Here is a 14,966-nt window from a genome sequence, read left to right on the forward strand (position 1 = left end):
GGTGCTCCCTTAGAAGGGAAATATCCTCTATGGATTGTTATCGAATTCTCCCGGGCAGTAATCCATCTCCGCCGGACAGTACACGCAGTTCATCCCGCGGATGTCTTTCGTGACACGGCCATTCTTTTGAACTTCGCGATAAAAACCTTGGTCGAAATTCAGGATGTGTTTGAGATCTCCATCATAGCCAACAACGACGTGATCCATTTCTTCCACGCGATTTGAAATGACAGTCACACGATCATTTTCGATCCAATACATTCCCAACGGTCGGTTGTTGGGAATCGCCACGTGAATTTTGATTTTCTTGTCTTCAGTGCGGCAGCGAACACCATTGTAGGCTGGGTCCACATCTGCGTGAGCCACAGAAGTCATAAGCAACGATACCAAGAATGAGCCGAGGATTGTTTTCATGCGATGATCAAAACGACAAAACCTCTTTGTGTCAAACAAAGAGGCCTCAATGAAAATCAAAAAAGGTACGTCCTTACCTACTCAGGTAAGGACGTACCTTTGGAATTATTGGAAGACTAAGTAGATATCAGACAACGCTTTCGAGCCACCGCAATCCAGCGCGTTCACGTTGAGCTCGTACTGTTTGCCAACACTGAAGTCACTAGTCAGTAACAACGTACCAATCGTCGCTGTACCACCGGACTCGAAGGCTTGCAGAGCCACATCCGCATTGTTCACTTTGATTTTACCTGTTGTACCAATCGCTGCATCGGCAGAACCGAAGGCGCGGTAATTCGAGATCGCAGCTGTGCTTGAAGCCAAGCGGCTACCCATCAAGACAAAGTTATCAACCAAGATCGAAGTCAGAGCATTGCTAGAGCCTGATAATTTCACAGAGCGCTCACCTTGCAATGTCACCTTATTAGTAAAGGCACCCATCACATACGGAGCCGCCACGTTTTTCGGGTCTGCACCCAACGAAGAGGCGTGATTACGAGCGGACACGAAATCCAAACGTGAACCTGATGATGGCCCCGTTGCGATCTTATTGAAAAGCTTCGCATAGTAACAAACACCCGCGTCTGTTCTTTCAGGAATCACAACTGGGAATGAAGTGATTTCCACAAAAGACTTACAAGCGTACACGATACACTTACCACCCGATTTCACTTCGTTGCTTCCGCAAGTCACAGAAATCGAAGCGGTCTTACTTACTGACGCACCCGCTGAGTTCGTACCTTTCACAGTACAAGCAAGGTCTTGAGAAACTTTGATCGAAGTCGAAGTCGCTGCCACAGGCAACACACCCGATTGACCATCAGAGCATGAGTAAGCCATGTTGCTAACGTTGTAACCCGCCGTGATCAGACCAGCAGACGTATTGATCGCTACTTTCTCACTCGAGAAAGCCGCATCCAGATCTGGAGCCGGGCAAGATTTATCCAAACCGATGTAAGAACCCTTTTCAGATTTTACAAAGTTCTCTTTACCGTTATCACAGATATAAGTGTCATTTTTATTATAGATCGCATTCACCACAACCGAGCTTGAAGGACAAGCTTGTGGCTCAGAAACAGTTCCATTCGGAATTGTCCAAGTGCTACCTTGAGGTTTGCCATTACAAGTTGCCGGCAAGCAAGCACCTGTCGTCGCAACCAAGTTTCCTTTTTGTGATTTACCAGTTGGAACGGCATTGCCCTGGTGACAAATCAATTCGATTTCTTTTGCATAGGAATAAGCAAGGTCACCGCCATACTGACAAACGCCGTTTTCTTGTAACAACTCATTAGACGGCACCCACCATGTCGTACCTTCGGTGCGACCAAAACAATTCGGAACTACTTCCTCTGCAGGAGCAGTTTGCGATGCCATTTCTGCTTTTGTGAAAGTTGTGTTTTGTGGTGCGCAGTTTTGAAATGCGACGACAAGAAGACCCACGGCCAATACTTTGTTCATGTGCTTCATTTGGCAGTCCTTGGTTAAACATTCCCTACTGGACTTTTCGGCAGAATCCGAATGAAACTTATGGTTTTTCCCTATGAAACGGCAAATGAATCAAAATAAGACACCCACCTCGAACACAAGCTGGGTCAGGAAAGAACAGCCCTCGAACAAAAGAGAGCTGTTCCCAAAAAACTAGGAATTTTTACGAAGCCACTCTGCCATCGGCAAAGCGAAGTAAGTGAAGATAATGTCAGCGCCCGCTCTTCTGATAGAATACAAAGTCTCCACCATCGCGCGTGTTTCATCGATCAAGCCGGCTTTAGCACCGTGCTTGATCAAGCCGTACTCACCACTCACATTGTAGGCTGCCACAGGAATATTTGTGTGAGCTTTGACTTTTGCGATCACATCTAAATATGACAACGCTGGTTTCACCATGACGATGTCAGCACCCTCGGCCACATCCAAATCAATTTCGCGAATCGCTTCACGCGTGTTGCGGAAATCCATTTGATAAGTTTTTTTATCTCCGAATTTAGGAGCAGAATCCAAAGCCTCACGGAATGGACCGTAAAAACTAGATGCGTATTTCACGGAGTAAGAAAGAATGCCCGTATCGATCAAACCTTCTGCATCGAGAGCTTCACGAATCGCCCCAACTCTGCCATCCATCATGTCCGATGGAGACACAATGTCGGCACCAGATTTCGCGTGCAAAACGCTCATCTTTGCGAGGATCTCTACAGTTTCATCATTCAAGATGAGACCGTTTTTCACTACGCCATCATGTCCATCCGAGGAGTAGGGATCTAGAGCAACGTCAGTGATCAAAGTGACTTCAGGAAACTTGTCGCGAATTTTCTTCAGGGTTGTTGGCATTAAACCATTCGGATTCAATGATTCTGTCCCAACTGTATCCTTCATGGTTTCTGGCAGAGCAGGAAAAAGATCGAAACTTTTTACTCCCAATGACACGGCCTTTGCGACTTCATCTAAAATTAAATCGGGGCTCATGCGGAAAATGCCTGGCATAGAGGCAATTTCTTGTTTCTGACCTGTGCCTTCGACAAGGAACAATGGCAGGACTAATTGAGAGGGACGTAGATCTGTTTCTGCGATCATTTGTCGCACTGCTTCTGTGCGACGGTTTCTTCTGGGTCTCTGTGTCAACTTCATATAGAACCTCGTTTCGAAGTCATTATACGTCTCACTCTGGGAAAGAAGCGTTAATGACATTTCAATGACACTTTAATGAAAGGTTAGTGATAAACCTAATAATCAAGATGGAAGATATACTTCTCGTTCATAGAAAATCCAGCAAAAATTTTGCAGAGTCTCTGCAAGACGCCGCCGTGTGGAGAACATGTTTGCGCCAGATTTTATTCTGCCGCGAAGATGAAGTGAACAGTTTTGTCGAAGTACTTGAACCAGAAGATCAAATTCTTCGCGGTGAGAAAGCTTTCAGTCTTCTTCTTGAAATTCTTTGTGGTTTGCATTCACCAATCGTGGGCGAGACAGAAGTTTTCGGTCAATTCCGTAACTTCGTTGAGGCACGTAAGGCGTTGGGTGACACACTATTTGCCGACAATCAGAAATGGTTGAACTTCATCATGGCAGAAGTGAAAAGAACACGCGCCGAACATTTGGTGGGTATTGGATCACAAAGTTATGGCAGCCTTTTGCGTCGCTATACCAAGGATATGGAGTCCGTGACTATTTGCGGTTCCGGTCAGTTGGCGCAAGAAATCCTTCCGTGGCTGGCCCACAAACAATCCGTTCAAGTTCTTTGCCGTGAATGCACGAAGATGCGCAGCTTCGCAGAGAAATACGATAATTTGACTATTGTAAACTACAACGAAGCTTACGTTCATGGTGAAGCCATGGTGATTGCAGCGCCTATCAGCGACGCACGCATCTTGGAATTGATCAGCAAGCAGGACACTCGTCCTCATGTTATCTATGATTTGCGCGGTGAAGAAAACAATCTTCCAGCATTGATCGAGTCTCAGTTCCCACGTGTTACACTAATGACCCTTCAACAGTTCTTTGCCGAAATCGAAGAGACCAAAAAAGACAGGCTCACCAAACTTGAACAGATCAGATCGTATCTGCTTGAGAAAGCCTTGGCCTTCGCGCAAAGAACAGAGCTTCGTCCACTTGGTTGGGACGATATATGCGCCTGAGAATTTCCGCACGCAAAAGTGACTTGGCCCGCCTCCAGGCTTATATGGTTGGCGAAATCTTAAAAGAAAAGAATCCAGGACTTGAGATCGAATTCAAGTTCAAAGAATCTTTGGGTGATATCAACCTAACGACTCCCCTATGGCAAATCCCCGAAAAAGGCGTTTTCACTGAAGACTTCTTTGGCGAGTTGATCAAGGGCGAAACCGACATGGTGGTTCACTCTTGGAAAGACCTTCCAACAGAAACTAAAACTGAAACGGTGATTGCAGCGACACTGCCTCGCGCTGATCAACGTGACTTGTTGTTAGTTAAAAAATCACACTTTGCACAAATGCGCGCTTCTAAAACAATGCGCGTGTTCAGTTCTTCGCCTCGTCGTGAATACAATTTGACGAATTTCTTTAAAGAGCATCTTCCGTTCAACTTGGAATCCGTAAAGTTTGAAAGTGTTCGTGGAAATATCCCAACACGTATTCGCAAACTTTTGGAAGCTAACGAAACAGACGGCTTGATCGTAGCGAAAGCAGCTTTAGATCGCTTGCTAACAGCAAAAGAGCCTGAATTCAAAGAAGTGCAAGAGCTTCTGCGTTCTTACCTAGCACAGGTTGAATTCGCAGCTCTTCCTTTGAGTATTAATCCAAATGCAGCAGCCCAAGGCGCTTTGGCCGTGGAGATCAAAGCAGATCGCGCGGATTTGAAAGCATTGCTTGCTAAAATCGACAACCCAACGACTTTCCAATGCGCGCAAAAAGAGCGCGATATCTTGGCAAGCTTTGGTGGCGGTTGCCATCAAAAGATTGGTGTGGCGGTTTTGTCTCGCCCTTACGGCGAAATCACTATCCTTAAAGGTCTTACTGACGGCGGTAAAGTTCTCGACACTCGCGAACTGAAACCAACAAAATCTCCAACGCAATTCTCTGCGGATCAAATGTGGTCTTCTGAAGTGCGTGCCGAAAGAAAACCTTTGAACGACTGGAAAGTTCCAGCCGATACTAATGCTCTTTATGTTTCTAGAAGTGAGTCTTGGCCTGAAGGTTTGCAGTTCAATCAGTTCGTATGGACTGCGGGAACTCGCACTTGGAAAGCCATGGCACAAAGAGGCGTTTGGGTTCACGGTTGCTCTGAAGGATTGGGCGAACAAGAAGAATCACGTATCGATATTCTAGCGAATACGGACTTGAAGTGGGCAAAACTAACTCACGACACAGGTTACGAAGAAGGCGCACGCCAAATGCCTTTGATAGCGACTTACACTTTGGGTGAGCAAAACAATGCGACACCTGTGACTGGCAAAGAATGCTTCTTCTGGAGCAGCGGCAGTCAGTTCTTAGATACAGCAAAAAAATACCCTGAAGTTCTGGGCAAACACCATGCTTGCGGTCCTGGCAACACTTTCAAAATCATCCGCCAGTACTTGCAAGAGCAAGGTCACTTCACTGAATCAAAATTAAATATCTACTTGGATCAAGAAAACTGGAGACAGCAATGCACAAAGTAACATCTGAAGAACTTTTCCAACGCGCCCTTAAAGTCGCTCCAGGCGGAGTTCACTCCCCTGTTCGTTCTTTCAAAGGCTTGGATCGTGCTCCTGTTTTCTTTAAACAAGCTGAGGGCGCTTTCCTGACTTCTGTTGAAGACAAAAAGTACATCGACTTCTGCCAAAGCTTTGGCCCATTGATCCTGGGTCACCGTGACGCTGAAGTCGCTGAAGAAGTTCATCGCATGGTGGACACAGCTTGGACTTTCGGTGCGACTGAAATTTACTCTCTAGAATTGGCTGAGTGGATCACTTCGACTTTGCCATTCATGCAAAAACTTCGCTTCGTATCCTCTGGAACTGAAGCAGTTATGTCTGCGCTTCGCGTAGCTCGCGCAGCTACAGGTCGTAGCAAAATCTTGAAATTCGAAGGTTGCTACCATGGTCACGTTGATAACTTGCTTGTTAAAGCAGGTTCAGGCTTGGCTGGTGCTGCGGCTTCTTCTTCAGCGGGTATTTCTGCTGAAGTTGCCAACACGACTGTTGTGGCTCCTCTTGATGATGAAGCAAAATTGGCTGAAGTGTTCGCGGCTCAAGGTAAAGACATCGCAGCTGTGATCATCGAACCACTTCCGGCGAACTATGGTCTTTTGATCCAACGCCAAGAATTCCTTCAAAAAGTCGCTGATCTTTGCAAAAAGAACGGCTCTTTGTTGATCTTTGACGAAGTGATCTCTGGTTTCCGTGTGGGCCTAGCCGGCATGGTTGAAAAAACAGGTATCACTCCAGATCTAGTGACTTACGGTAAAATTATCGGCGGTGGTTTCCCAGTGGGTTGCTACGGTGGTCGCGCAGAACTGATGAACATGGTTGCTCCAAGTGGTGATGTTTACCAAGCCGGTACATTGTCTGCGAATCCAATCGGTATGCGTGCGGGTCTTGTGACTCTTAAAAAGATGCAAAGACTTGATGGCTGGAATGTTCTTGAAAAACGCACGCAAAAATTCGTTCAAGCATTGCGCGATGGTTTCGCTAAAAAAGGTTTGCCATTGAAAGTTGAACAACACTCTTCGTTGTTCTGGATCCACGGCGATACAAGCGGCAAAACAATCCGCACGATCGAGCAAATTCCTGCAAACCAAGGTGCGACTTTCAAAGGTTTGTTCCTGAAGGCATTGGATAAAGGTGTTTACTTGGCACCGAATGCTTACGAAGTTGGTTTCGTTTCTATGGCTCATACTGATGAGTTGCTAGCAGAAGCTGCAAGCATCATCGTGGGCTCTGCGGAGTAATCGACCATGATTAAGAACTTCCTTAAGTCACATTTGAAAACAGTGCTCGCGATCATCTGGTTCGCGTTCACGTTTGCGCTTGTGACTTGGTGGTGGATCTTTTTCTTGTTGAAACTAGAGGGTGCTCGTCAGCACCGTATGATCGCCTGGGAAGGATCGATCCTTTTGGGTTCAATCCTTATCGGCGGGATCTCGCTGATCGTTTTTACTTTCCGTGATAAAAAACGTCATGATCGTCTGCGCTTTTTCTTTTCTACATTCAGTCATGACATTAAAACGTCCATCGCTCGCTTAAGACTGCAAGCTGAAGTTCTTGAAGAAGACCTTCAAGGCAACAGTCCTCCGGTGATGAAACGTCTGATTGCAGATATCCAAAGATTGGATCTGCAACTTGAAAACTCCCTCCTGCTAGCAAATCTTGAAGTAAGTCCCCTCTTGCACGAGGAGATTTCCTTGAGCCAATTGTTGGCAAATCTACGCAGTGAATTCGCGGATCTTTCTATTGAACTTGAACGCGATGCTCGTATTTCTGGAGACCGCCGCGCGCTAATGAGCGTGGTCCGTAATCTTTTGCAGAACTCTGTTTTGCATGGAAAAGCGACGACTGTGAAAATCAGCGTTCGTAACTTAAGCGCAAGCCGCCTCGAAGTGATCTTTGAGGACGACGGACTGGGCTTTAAAGGTGAAACGAACAAATTGGGTTCTGAACTTTTGAATTCTAAAGATTCCCGCGGTAACGGCATCGGACTTTTGATTACAAAACGTCTGATGGAAAAAATGCGTGGCGATGTGAAGTTTCTCTCGGCTGAAAATGCGGGTTTCAAATCCGTTCTTCATATGGAGGGCCGTCTGTAATGAGAAAAGTTCTTTTAGTCGAAGACGATCTTTCCCTAGGTGAAACACTCACAGAACGTCTTAAAAAAGATTACGACGTTTCTTGGGGTAAAAGTGTTTCTGAAGCTTGGTCTTTGTTCAACAAAGAAAAAGATTTTGATCTGGTGATCCTAGATGTGGGTCTTCCTGATGGCACTGGCTTTGAGCTTGCTGCCAAAATGAAGAAACTCGTTTCTCCTGTTTTATTCCTGTTCTTAACCGCACAAGCAGATGCTGAGTCTCGCCTGCAAGGTTTTGAATTAGGCGCTGCGGAGTACATCCCTAAGCCTTTCCATTTGAAAGAGCTTTTGATCCGCGTAAAACACGTTTTGGATGCGCACGCTCCTTTGAAGGAAGTGCAGCTCACAACATGTGTGATTAACTTTACTAATATGTCAGTGCGTAAGAACTCGGGTCAAATCGAGTACCCTGCTGTAACTGATATGAAGATCTTGCAGTTATTAATTGATAAAGCACCGCGAGTTTTGAGTCGTGATGAGATCATGAACGAAATTTGGGGTGTTGATAAGAACCCAAGCCACCGTACGATTGATAATATCATCGTTCGTCTGCGCCATTTACTTGGTCAAGACGGCGATGCACACATTCGTTCAGTGCGCGGCATCGGCTACCAATGGTCCACGGAGGAAACAACAACATGAACACACTTTTCCACAACGCTCTTCAAAGAAAAGCACAGAAAACTCCTCCGATCTGGTTCATGCGTCAAGCGGGTCGCTATCACCAGCACTATCAAGGTATGAGAAAGAAAAATTCTTTCGAAGAGCTTTGCAAAACTCCTGAACTAGCTGCTGAAGTGGCTCGCGGTCCTGTGGCTGAATTCGACTTTGACGTTTCTATCCTGTTCTCAGACATCCTTTTCCCATTGGAAGCTTTGGGCATGGGGTTGAAATACACAGACGCTCACGGTCCACAATTGGGCTTTAAACTAAATCCTGAAACGATCAACAACTTGGGCGAGGTAGCCCCAGCGATTGAATTCATGAAATTCCAAAAAGAAGCTGTTATCGCAACTCGCGAAGTGCTTCCTAAAAACAAAAGTTTGATCGGCTTTGTGGGCGGTCCTTGGACATTGTTCGTTTACGGTGTTGAAGGTTCCCACGCAGGTTCTTTGATTCAATCTAAAGTATTGATCAATATGTTCCCGAAATTCTTGGAAAAGATGCTTCCACTTTTGAAAGCTAACATTCAATTGCAATTGGATGGCGGCGTTGAGCTGGTCATGATCTTTGATACGGCAGCTGGTGAAGTGTCTCCGTTGTTCTTTAAAGAGTGGATCCAACCTGTGATCTCCGTTCTTGCTAAAGAATTCCCAGGTAAAATCGGTTACTACTCAAAAGGCACTCAACCGACATTCTTTAATAAAGAATTCGCGGAGCTTCCATGGGCTGGCCAAGGTTTCGATCACCGTTGCTACATCCCAGATTGCTTCAAAGTTCAAAACAAAGGCTTCGTTCAAGGTAACTTCGATCAAAGCTTGTTGTTCATGGACGACGCTGACTTTAAAAAAGCGGTACAAAACTTCCTAGCTCCGATGAAGGAAATGTCTCCTGAAGCGCGTGCGGGTTGGGTTTGTGGTTTGGGCCATGGCGTATTGCCGAAAACTCCAGAGAAAAACGTAAAGCTATTCATAGACACTGTCCGTGAGGTGCTATCGTGATTAAAGACCTTTTAGCGAAATACGATGTGCCGGCTCCCCGGTACACGTCTTACCCAACAGTTCCTTACTGGGATACAAATCCAACGCGCGAGCAATGGATCTCCCACTTAAAAGCGACTTTGAAACAAGGTGATGGCGGATGGTCTTTGTACATCCATATCCCTTTCTGTGAGTCTTTGTGTACTTTCTGTGGTTGCAACAACATCATCACAAAAAGCCATACAAAAGAGACTCCTTACGTCGATATGCTGATCAAAGAATGGAATCTGTATAAACAGCAGGCTCCAGAGCTTTTGAAAGCTCCTTTGAAACACATCCATTTGGGCGGTGGTACTCCAACGTTCCTATCGGCTGAGTCTTTGCTTCGCTTGCTTACTCCGATCGTCACTGACTGCAACTTGGATAAAGAACACTTTGAAGGCTCCATCGAAGTGGATCCTCGTCGTACTTCTCCAGAACAGTTGAAAGCTCTGCGCACATTGGGTTTTAACCGTGTGAGCATGGGTGTTCAGGATTTCAATCCTGAAGTTCAACGCCTGGTAAATCGTATTCAACCTTTAGAAATCACGGCGAACTTGTCTCAAGCAGCTCGCGATTTGGGTTATACGTCCGTGAATTTTGACTTGATCTATGGATTGGCAAAACAAACGGCAGATTCTATTCGTGAAACAGCGGAAGCGACTGTGAAGTTGCGCCCGGATCGTATTGCCTTGTACAGCTTTGCCTTGGTTCCTTGGATCAAACCTGCACAACGTCTGTTCAAAGACGAAGATCTTCCTAAGTCTGCTGAAAAGCGTGAGCTTTATGAGATCGCCCGTGGAATTTTGATCAAAGCCGGTTATGTCGAAGTGGGCATGGATCACTTTGCTTTACCGACTGATAACTTAAGCATCGCCATGGATGAAAAGCGTCTGCACAGAAATTTCATGGGTTACACAGATCAAAGAACCGATGTTCTTTTGGGTCTGGGTGTCTCTTCGATTTCTGAAACTCCATTTAGCTTCCATCAAAACGAAAAAGTTTTGCCTCTGTATGAGCAATGCTTGAACGATGACATGATCCCGACAATGCGTGGTCATGTTCTTACGGATGAAGACCAAGTTCGCCGTCGTCAGATTTTAAAACTGATGACTGAGTTTGAAGTGGACTTCCTAAATGCAGAACAAGAACAAAAGGCCTCTGAGTTCCTGGCTGAAATGATCAAAGATAACTTGTTAGTTATTAAAGATCACAAGCTAATGGTTTTGGAAGCAGGTCGTCCGTTCTTGCGCAATGCTTGCGTGTTCTTTGATGAACGCCTTAAAACCAAACAACCTCAAACTAAGATCTTCTCTCAGTCTATATGAAGAAGGTCACAGTTGTCGGAGCGGGTTTCGCAGGACTCACAATTGCCCTGAAACTTGCTCGAAAAGGCTTTGAAGTTGAGATTCACGAAAAGGCTGCCCGCGTGGGTGGTCTTTTAGGTACAGACTATACTGAGTATGGAATGGCCGAGCGTGCAGCCAACTCTTTGATCCTGACAGATCGCTCTGAAAAATTATTTAACGATATCGGTTTAAAACCGGCTTTCCCGCTAGAGTCCTCTAAAAAAAGATTTATCTTCCGTGGAAAACCTCTGCCAGTTCCTTTGAATCCTTTTGAAGTCCTTGCCGTGGCCTTTAAAGTCGTGCCGAGAGTTCTTTTCGCGAAAGCTTCTTTAAAGCCCAAAGCCCTAGAAACTTTAGAAGCCTGGGGGCTTCGCCGCTTGGGCAAGGCTCCGACAAGATTTCTTTTGGGTCCCGCTATGCAAGGGATCTATGCGAATGAGCCGCAAGACCTCAGCGCTTCACTGATTATTTCTCCGCTGTTTAATAAAGAGCGCGAGAAATTTCGTGGCATGATGTCTGGCGCCCAGGGCATGCAAGACCTTGTGAATCACTTGGAAAAAGCCCTTCAAGAAAAAGGCGTGAAGATCCATCTGAATTCCTCTGTGGATATCGCGTCTTTAAATGACATCGTGGTTCTGGCGACTTCGGCGGCGGCGGCGGCTAGTTTACTTAAAGACAGAGCTCCTGAAGTTTCCTCCGTGCTTTCTAAAGTGCGCATGTCTTCTTTGATCAGCTCAACGGTGTTTTTTGATAAAGCCCAAACAAAGTACAAAGGTTTCGGTTGTTTGATCCCTCGTGGTTTCAACATTCGTACTCTGGGTATTTTGATGCCTCCTTATATCTTTGCGGGTCGTGATAAGACCTACAATGAAACTTGGATTATGGGTGGCAATAAGAATCAGGATCTTTTGAATTTGAATGATGCTGATTTATTGAAATTAATGACCGACGAAAGAAAACGCGTCTTCAAACGCCAAGACGCTGTTTTAGATGCGAAAATCAATCGTTGGGATCGTGCTTTACCTATTTATGATATCGAACTTGAAAAAGTTCAAAACGAATTGGCCCAAATCAAAATGCCTCAAGGACTTTTCCTGCACGGCAATTATCTCTCTGGAATTGGGCTTAGTAAAATCCTAGAACGCAGTGAACGTTTAAGTGAACAGATCGCAGGTCAGAATGTCTAAAACAGGTGTTTTACTTTTAAATATCGGCAGCCCTCGTACTTACCAAGTCCCTGATGTTAAAAAATATCTGACGTATTTTTTGATGGATAAGGAAGTTATCAATCTTCCCTTCATCCTGCGCTGGCCTTTGGTGAATCTTTTGATTGTTCCTAAGCGCGGCCCTATTTCTGCCGGAAATTATAAAAAAATCTGGATGGAAAATGGGTCTCCATTGACCGTTTACACCAATCAGTTCGCCGCGTTTTTGCAAAAACAATTGGGTGAGCAATATTTAGTTCAGGTGGGAATGCGCTACAGCGAACCGGATATTCCCTCAGCATTGCAAACATTTGCCACCGCCGGAGTCAAAAATATCCTGTTAGTCCCGATGTATCCGCAATATGCGGATGCAACCACAGGTTCGTCACTTCGCGAAGTTGAACGTCAGATCAAAAAACTGGGACTGACTTTTACAGTGAAGAGCATTCGGGATTTCTACCAGCATTCCTCATTTATCGACCCAAGTGCTGAGATCGCTCAAGAATTTCTGCAAGGAAAGGAGATCGGACATTACCTTTTCTCTTTCCATGGACTTCCCGAAAGCCATGTCAAAGTGAATGCGGGCTGCCTGACGACTACCGACTGCTGTATACAACCGCGGGCTTGCGATAAGCCTTGTTACCGAGCCCAATGCCTGGCGACTGCAACTGCCATCGCCAAGAAAATGAATCTTTCCTCCGACCAATGGAGCATCTCTTATCAATCACGTCTAGGGCGTGATGAATGGCTAAAACCAGCAACAGATGCCACCATTGCTCAACTTGCCAATAAAAAAAGCATCGCTGTCCTTTGCCCATCCTTTGTTGCAGATTGCATTGAGACCCTAGAAGAAATCGGTATTGGTGGAGAAGAAACCTTCCATCACGCAGGCGGAAAAGACTATCACTTAGTTCCGTGCGTGAATGTGAACCAAAACTGGGTGAAAAAGTTCGCTGACTTCGTCTCCACACAAGGTTGATAGATTACTCTATTTTGACCCGCTGCGCTTTGCTATATCACAGAACCTGAATAGACTTGGGGTCCTAACTATTCAGGAGTAGCAACTTTGAAAACCGCATCTTTGAAGTCAGTTTTGTTCGTACTTGCACTGACTCTCTCTGCACCCGTTCCGTCCCACGCTGGCCTTGATATTTTCGAACCATCAAAAGTTCTAGAAAAAATCCGCAAGCAAATCGCCAAACAAGATATTGGAGCAACAATCGGCCTGAGCGGCGATCTTGTCGATGGCTTGAATGTTTCTCTGAAATACAAAGCGAAGTCAGAGCCTTCTTACCTAGATGGCTACTACACGCGTTTGGATAAATACATCCTTACTTCAACAGTGGATGTTGGTGACCTGGTAGACGGCGACATCACTCCATTCGGTTTCAAAGTCGAACAAGGCACTGAAGTTTACTTTGCTCGCCAATTTAAATCCCAAGGCGATTCTCTTAAAGCCATCCCCTACACATTGAACAAGATCCCATTCACGGCGCAAAAAGCGATCGAGAAATTGAAAGTCGGCGATTTCGTCGCTCTTCAAGGGAAATTGAATATCGTGTTCTCTATCGGTGGTTCTACTGATTTGAACCCGACAATCGAACTTGGTGGTTCCACACATATTTATATGTCTGGGGATTTCATGATTCACTTGTACCGCATGGAAGACAACAAGCTTCGCGTGAAATTGATCACGATGAGAAGCCGCGGAACAGGTGCTAGTGCGAGCATCGATTACCTAGGCAAATTGAAAGTCGTAGGTCTTCGTGTGATCGACAGAAAACTGGAGCGTTGGATTGATTTGAAACCAACGTCTTTGAATTTCGGTAAAAGCATGAATGACGTTTTCATGTTGGACTATGTGTTCAACTTGAATAATGAACAAGCTGCTACAGCCTTTAACAACTTCATGAACAAAAAGCTTAAGTTCAAAAACTTGAAAGTGATTGATCCAACAGCTTCTCGTCCTGAATTACAAAATGAAATGATGACAGACATGACAGAGGTTGAAGACCTGTACATGGCTGACCATACTTTGCCAGCAGATCAACGCCGTATCGACCGCGTATTCAAAGGCTCAAATGCTTCTGTGGACGTGATGTCTCGCTATAAGCTTTCCTTGAGCTTGTTGCGTTTGGAAGCGAACACGATGTACTCGCAAAACAAATTGCAGCACTTCGATTCAAATAATATCGAGAAACAATACCTTCTTGATACTTACCAAAAATCTGCTCAATCTAAAATCTTCTATGGTATCTGGGGTAACAAGATCACTGAAGGTGATCACATTATCTTTAATTCCAATGAAAAATGGACTCCGGGTTCTTTGGTTACGGCTTCTCACTTTTACGAAGCTCGTATGAGAAACGTTTCTAAAAAAGACTTCGGTAAAATGCAAAACCGCGCTCAAGAAGTTTTGCCAGAGTGGATCTATCGTCAAATCGACTGGAAACGTTGGGATTTCTCTGATGGCGATATCGTGAATGGTTACTTCCGTCATCAAGTTTGTATTCATCCAGATGCTTACGATGTCTTGCCAAACTATACAGCAAGCCAAGTTCAAAGATTGTTCGTAGACTATCTTGAGTCTCAAGGACAAACACTGGATCAATTGAAAAGAAACAAGATCGCTAAGATCGCTGCGAACTTTTCATACTTGCTTCAACCGTATATGACGGACAAAGCTCGTTACGAAGCTTTCAGAAGCTTGCAAAAAATTGCTATGTGGCGTGACCACGGTGCTTATTTTGTTCTGACTCTATTGCCAGACAATCAGTTCGAGCAATTGGTGACGTACGAAATGACGTTCTCGGGTCGTAAGGCTGAATCGATCAACTTCCGTTTTGGTAACTTTGAAAAACAACAGCTTTATCAATCTCTGTTGTACATCCAAAATCTGATCAACGATCGTTCTTTCGATCTTCGCTTGGTAACAGACTCTACCGGCGGAACAAGAAAACCTTAAAAAACGAAAAAGGGCTTCATCAC

13 protein-coding genes are annotated in these 14,966 nt (G+C 45.1%); 10 read left to right on the forward strand and 3 right to left on the reverse strand.

The genetic code is table 11. The features are described 5' to 3' along the window. Nucleotides 1-27 precede the first annotated feature (27 nt). The 3 genes from ACLVWP_RS16715 to hemB all read right to left on the reverse strand — a co-directional run bounded on the left by ACLVWP_RS16715 (nucleotide 28) and on the right by hemB (nucleotide 3,075). Entirely contained in the window at nucleotides 28-414 is a 387-nt protein-coding gene (locus ACLVWP_RS16715; RefSeq protein ID WP_413558794.1) for a hypothetical protein, read from the reverse strand. Nucleotides 415-519: 105 nt separating this feature from the next. Further along, a complete protein-coding gene (locus ACLVWP_RS16720) occupies nucleotides 520-1,920 on the reverse strand; it encodes a hypothetical protein (protein ID WP_413558795.1) in 1,401 nt (466 codons plus the stop codon). Between the two features lie 171 nt (nucleotides 1,921-2,091). Continuing rightward, complete coding sequence (gene hemB, locus ACLVWP_RS16725) at nucleotides 2,092-3,075, reverse strand: porphobilinogen synthase (protein WP_413558796.1); 984 nt, start codon at nucleotides 3,073-3,075, stop codon at nucleotides 2,092-2,094. Between the two features lie 107 nt (nucleotides 3,076-3,182). On the opposite strand from hemB, the gene ACLVWP_RS16730 reads away from it, so the two are divergent. The 10 genes from ACLVWP_RS16730 to ACLVWP_RS16775 all read left to right on the forward strand — a co-directional run bounded on the left by ACLVWP_RS16730 (nucleotide 3,183) and on the right by ACLVWP_RS16775 (nucleotide 14,943). After that, the gene (locus ACLVWP_RS16730; protein WP_413558797.1) at nucleotides 3,183-4,082 is read left to right on the forward strand and encodes a hypothetical protein; all 900 of its coding nucleotides are present in this window, start codon (nucleotides 3,183-3,185) and stop codon (nucleotides 4,080-4,082) included. Next, nucleotides 4,073-5,581, forward strand: coding sequence for a hydroxymethylbilane synthase (gene hemC, locus ACLVWP_RS16735; RefSeq protein WP_413558798.1), 1,509 nt, complete (start codon nucleotides 4,073-4,075; stop codon nucleotides 5,579-5,581). The genes ACLVWP_RS16730 and hemC overlap by 10 nt, the downstream gene beginning before the upstream one ends. After that, nucleotides 5,569-6,852 carry a glutamate-1-semialdehyde 2,1-aminomutase gene (locus ACLVWP_RS16740; RefSeq protein WP_413558799.1) on the forward strand — a complete coding sequence of 428 codons (1,284 nt, stop codon included), beginning with the start codon at nucleotides 5,569-5,571 and terminating at the stop codon, nucleotides 6,850-6,852. Before hemC ends, ACLVWP_RS16740 begins: the two co-directional genes overlap by 13 nt. A 6-nt stretch (nucleotides 6,853-6,858) precedes the next feature. Beyond that, nucleotides 6,859-7,707 (forward strand): sensor histidine kinase, encoded by an 849-nt coding sequence (locus tag ACLVWP_RS16745; protein WP_413558800.1) that lies wholly within the window; start codon nucleotides 6,859-6,861, stop codon nucleotides 7,705-7,707. Then, entirely contained in the window at nucleotides 7,707-8,387 is a 681-nt protein-coding gene (locus ACLVWP_RS16750; protein WP_413558801.1) for a response regulator transcription factor, read from the forward strand. Before ACLVWP_RS16745 ends, ACLVWP_RS16750 begins: the two co-directional genes overlap by 1 nt. Next, on the forward strand, nucleotides 8,384-9,406 hold the full coding sequence (locus ACLVWP_RS16755; protein WP_413558802.1) for a uroporphyrinogen decarboxylase family protein: 1,023 nt from the start codon (nucleotides 8,384-8,386) through the stop codon (nucleotides 9,404-9,406). The genes ACLVWP_RS16750 and ACLVWP_RS16755 overlap by 4 nt, the downstream gene beginning before the upstream one ends. Then, a complete protein-coding gene (hemN, locus tag ACLVWP_RS16760) occupies nucleotides 9,403-10,752 on the forward strand; it encodes an oxygen-independent coproporphyrinogen III oxidase (RefSeq protein WP_413558803.1) in 1,350 nt (449 codons plus the stop codon). The genes ACLVWP_RS16755 and hemN overlap by 4 nt, the downstream gene beginning before the upstream one ends. Beyond that, nucleotides 10,749-11,960 (forward strand): protoporphyrinogen/coproporphyrinogen oxidase, encoded by a 1,212-nt coding sequence (locus tag ACLVWP_RS16765; RefSeq protein ID WP_413558804.1) that lies wholly within the window; start codon nucleotides 10,749-10,751, stop codon nucleotides 11,958-11,960. Before hemN ends, ACLVWP_RS16765 begins: the two co-directional genes overlap by 4 nt. Then, complete coding sequence (hemH, locus tag ACLVWP_RS16770) at nucleotides 11,953-12,957, forward strand: ferrochelatase (RefSeq protein WP_413558805.1); 1,005 nt, start codon at nucleotides 11,953-11,955, stop codon at nucleotides 12,955-12,957. Before ACLVWP_RS16765 ends, hemH begins: the two co-directional genes overlap by 8 nt. Nucleotides 12,958-13,044: 87 nt before the next feature. Further along, nucleotides 13,045-14,943: a hypothetical protein gene (locus ACLVWP_RS16775; protein WP_413558806.1), complete on the forward strand. Its 1,899-nt coding sequence runs from the start codon at nucleotides 13,045-13,047 to the stop codon at nucleotides 14,941-14,943. Nucleotides 14,944-14,966 lie beyond the last annotated feature (23 nt).

The organism is Bdellovibrio sp. HCB209 (assembly GCF_047306065.1).
In the GTDB taxonomy this organism is placed as follows: Bacteria; Bdellovibrionota; Bdellovibrionia; order Bdellovibrionales; family Bdellovibrionaceae; genus Bdellovibrio.

Excerpts from the sequence above, each read along its gene's own strand:
- ACLVWP_RS16715 (WP_413558794.1), bottom strand. The coding sequence starts at position 414 with ATGAAAACAATCCTCGGCTCATTCTTGGTATCGTTGCTTATGACTTCT.
- ACLVWP_RS16720 (WP_413558795.1), bottom strand. The coding sequence starts at position 1,920 with ATGAAGCACATGAACAAAGTATTGGCCGTGGGTCTTCTTGTCGTCGCA.
- hemB (WP_413558796.1), bottom strand. The coding sequence starts at position 3,075 with ATGAAGTTGACACAGAGACCCAGAAGAAACCGTCGCACAGAAGCAGTG.
- ACLVWP_RS16730 (WP_413558797.1), top strand. The coding sequence starts at position 3,183 with ATGGAAGATATACTTCTCGTTCATAGAAAATCCAGCAAAAATTTTGCA.
- hemC (WP_413558798.1), top strand. The coding sequence starts at position 4,073 with ATGCGCCTGAGAATTTCCGCACGCAAAAGTGACTTGGCCCGCCTCCAG.
- ACLVWP_RS16740 (WP_413558799.1), top strand. The coding sequence starts at position 5,569 with ATGCACAAAGTAACATCTGAAGAACTTTTCCAACGCGCCCTTAAAGTC.
- ACLVWP_RS16745 (WP_413558800.1), top strand. The coding sequence starts at position 6,859 with ATGATTAAGAACTTCCTTAAGTCACATTTGAAAACAGTGCTCGCGATC.
- ACLVWP_RS16750 (WP_413558801.1), top strand. The coding sequence starts at position 7,707 with ATGAGAAAAGTTCTTTTAGTCGAAGACGATCTTTCCCTAGGTGAAACA.
- ACLVWP_RS16755 (WP_413558802.1), top strand. The coding sequence starts at position 8,384 with ATGAACACACTTTTCCACAACGCTCTTCAAAGAAAAGCACAGAAAACT.
- ACLVWP_RS16765 (WP_413558804.1), top strand. The coding sequence starts at position 10,749 with ATGAAGAAGGTCACAGTTGTCGGAGCGGGTTTCGCAGGACTCACAATT.
- hemH (WP_413558805.1), top strand. The coding sequence starts at position 11,953 with ATGTCTAAAACAGGTGTTTTACTTTTAAATATCGGCAGCCCTCGTACT.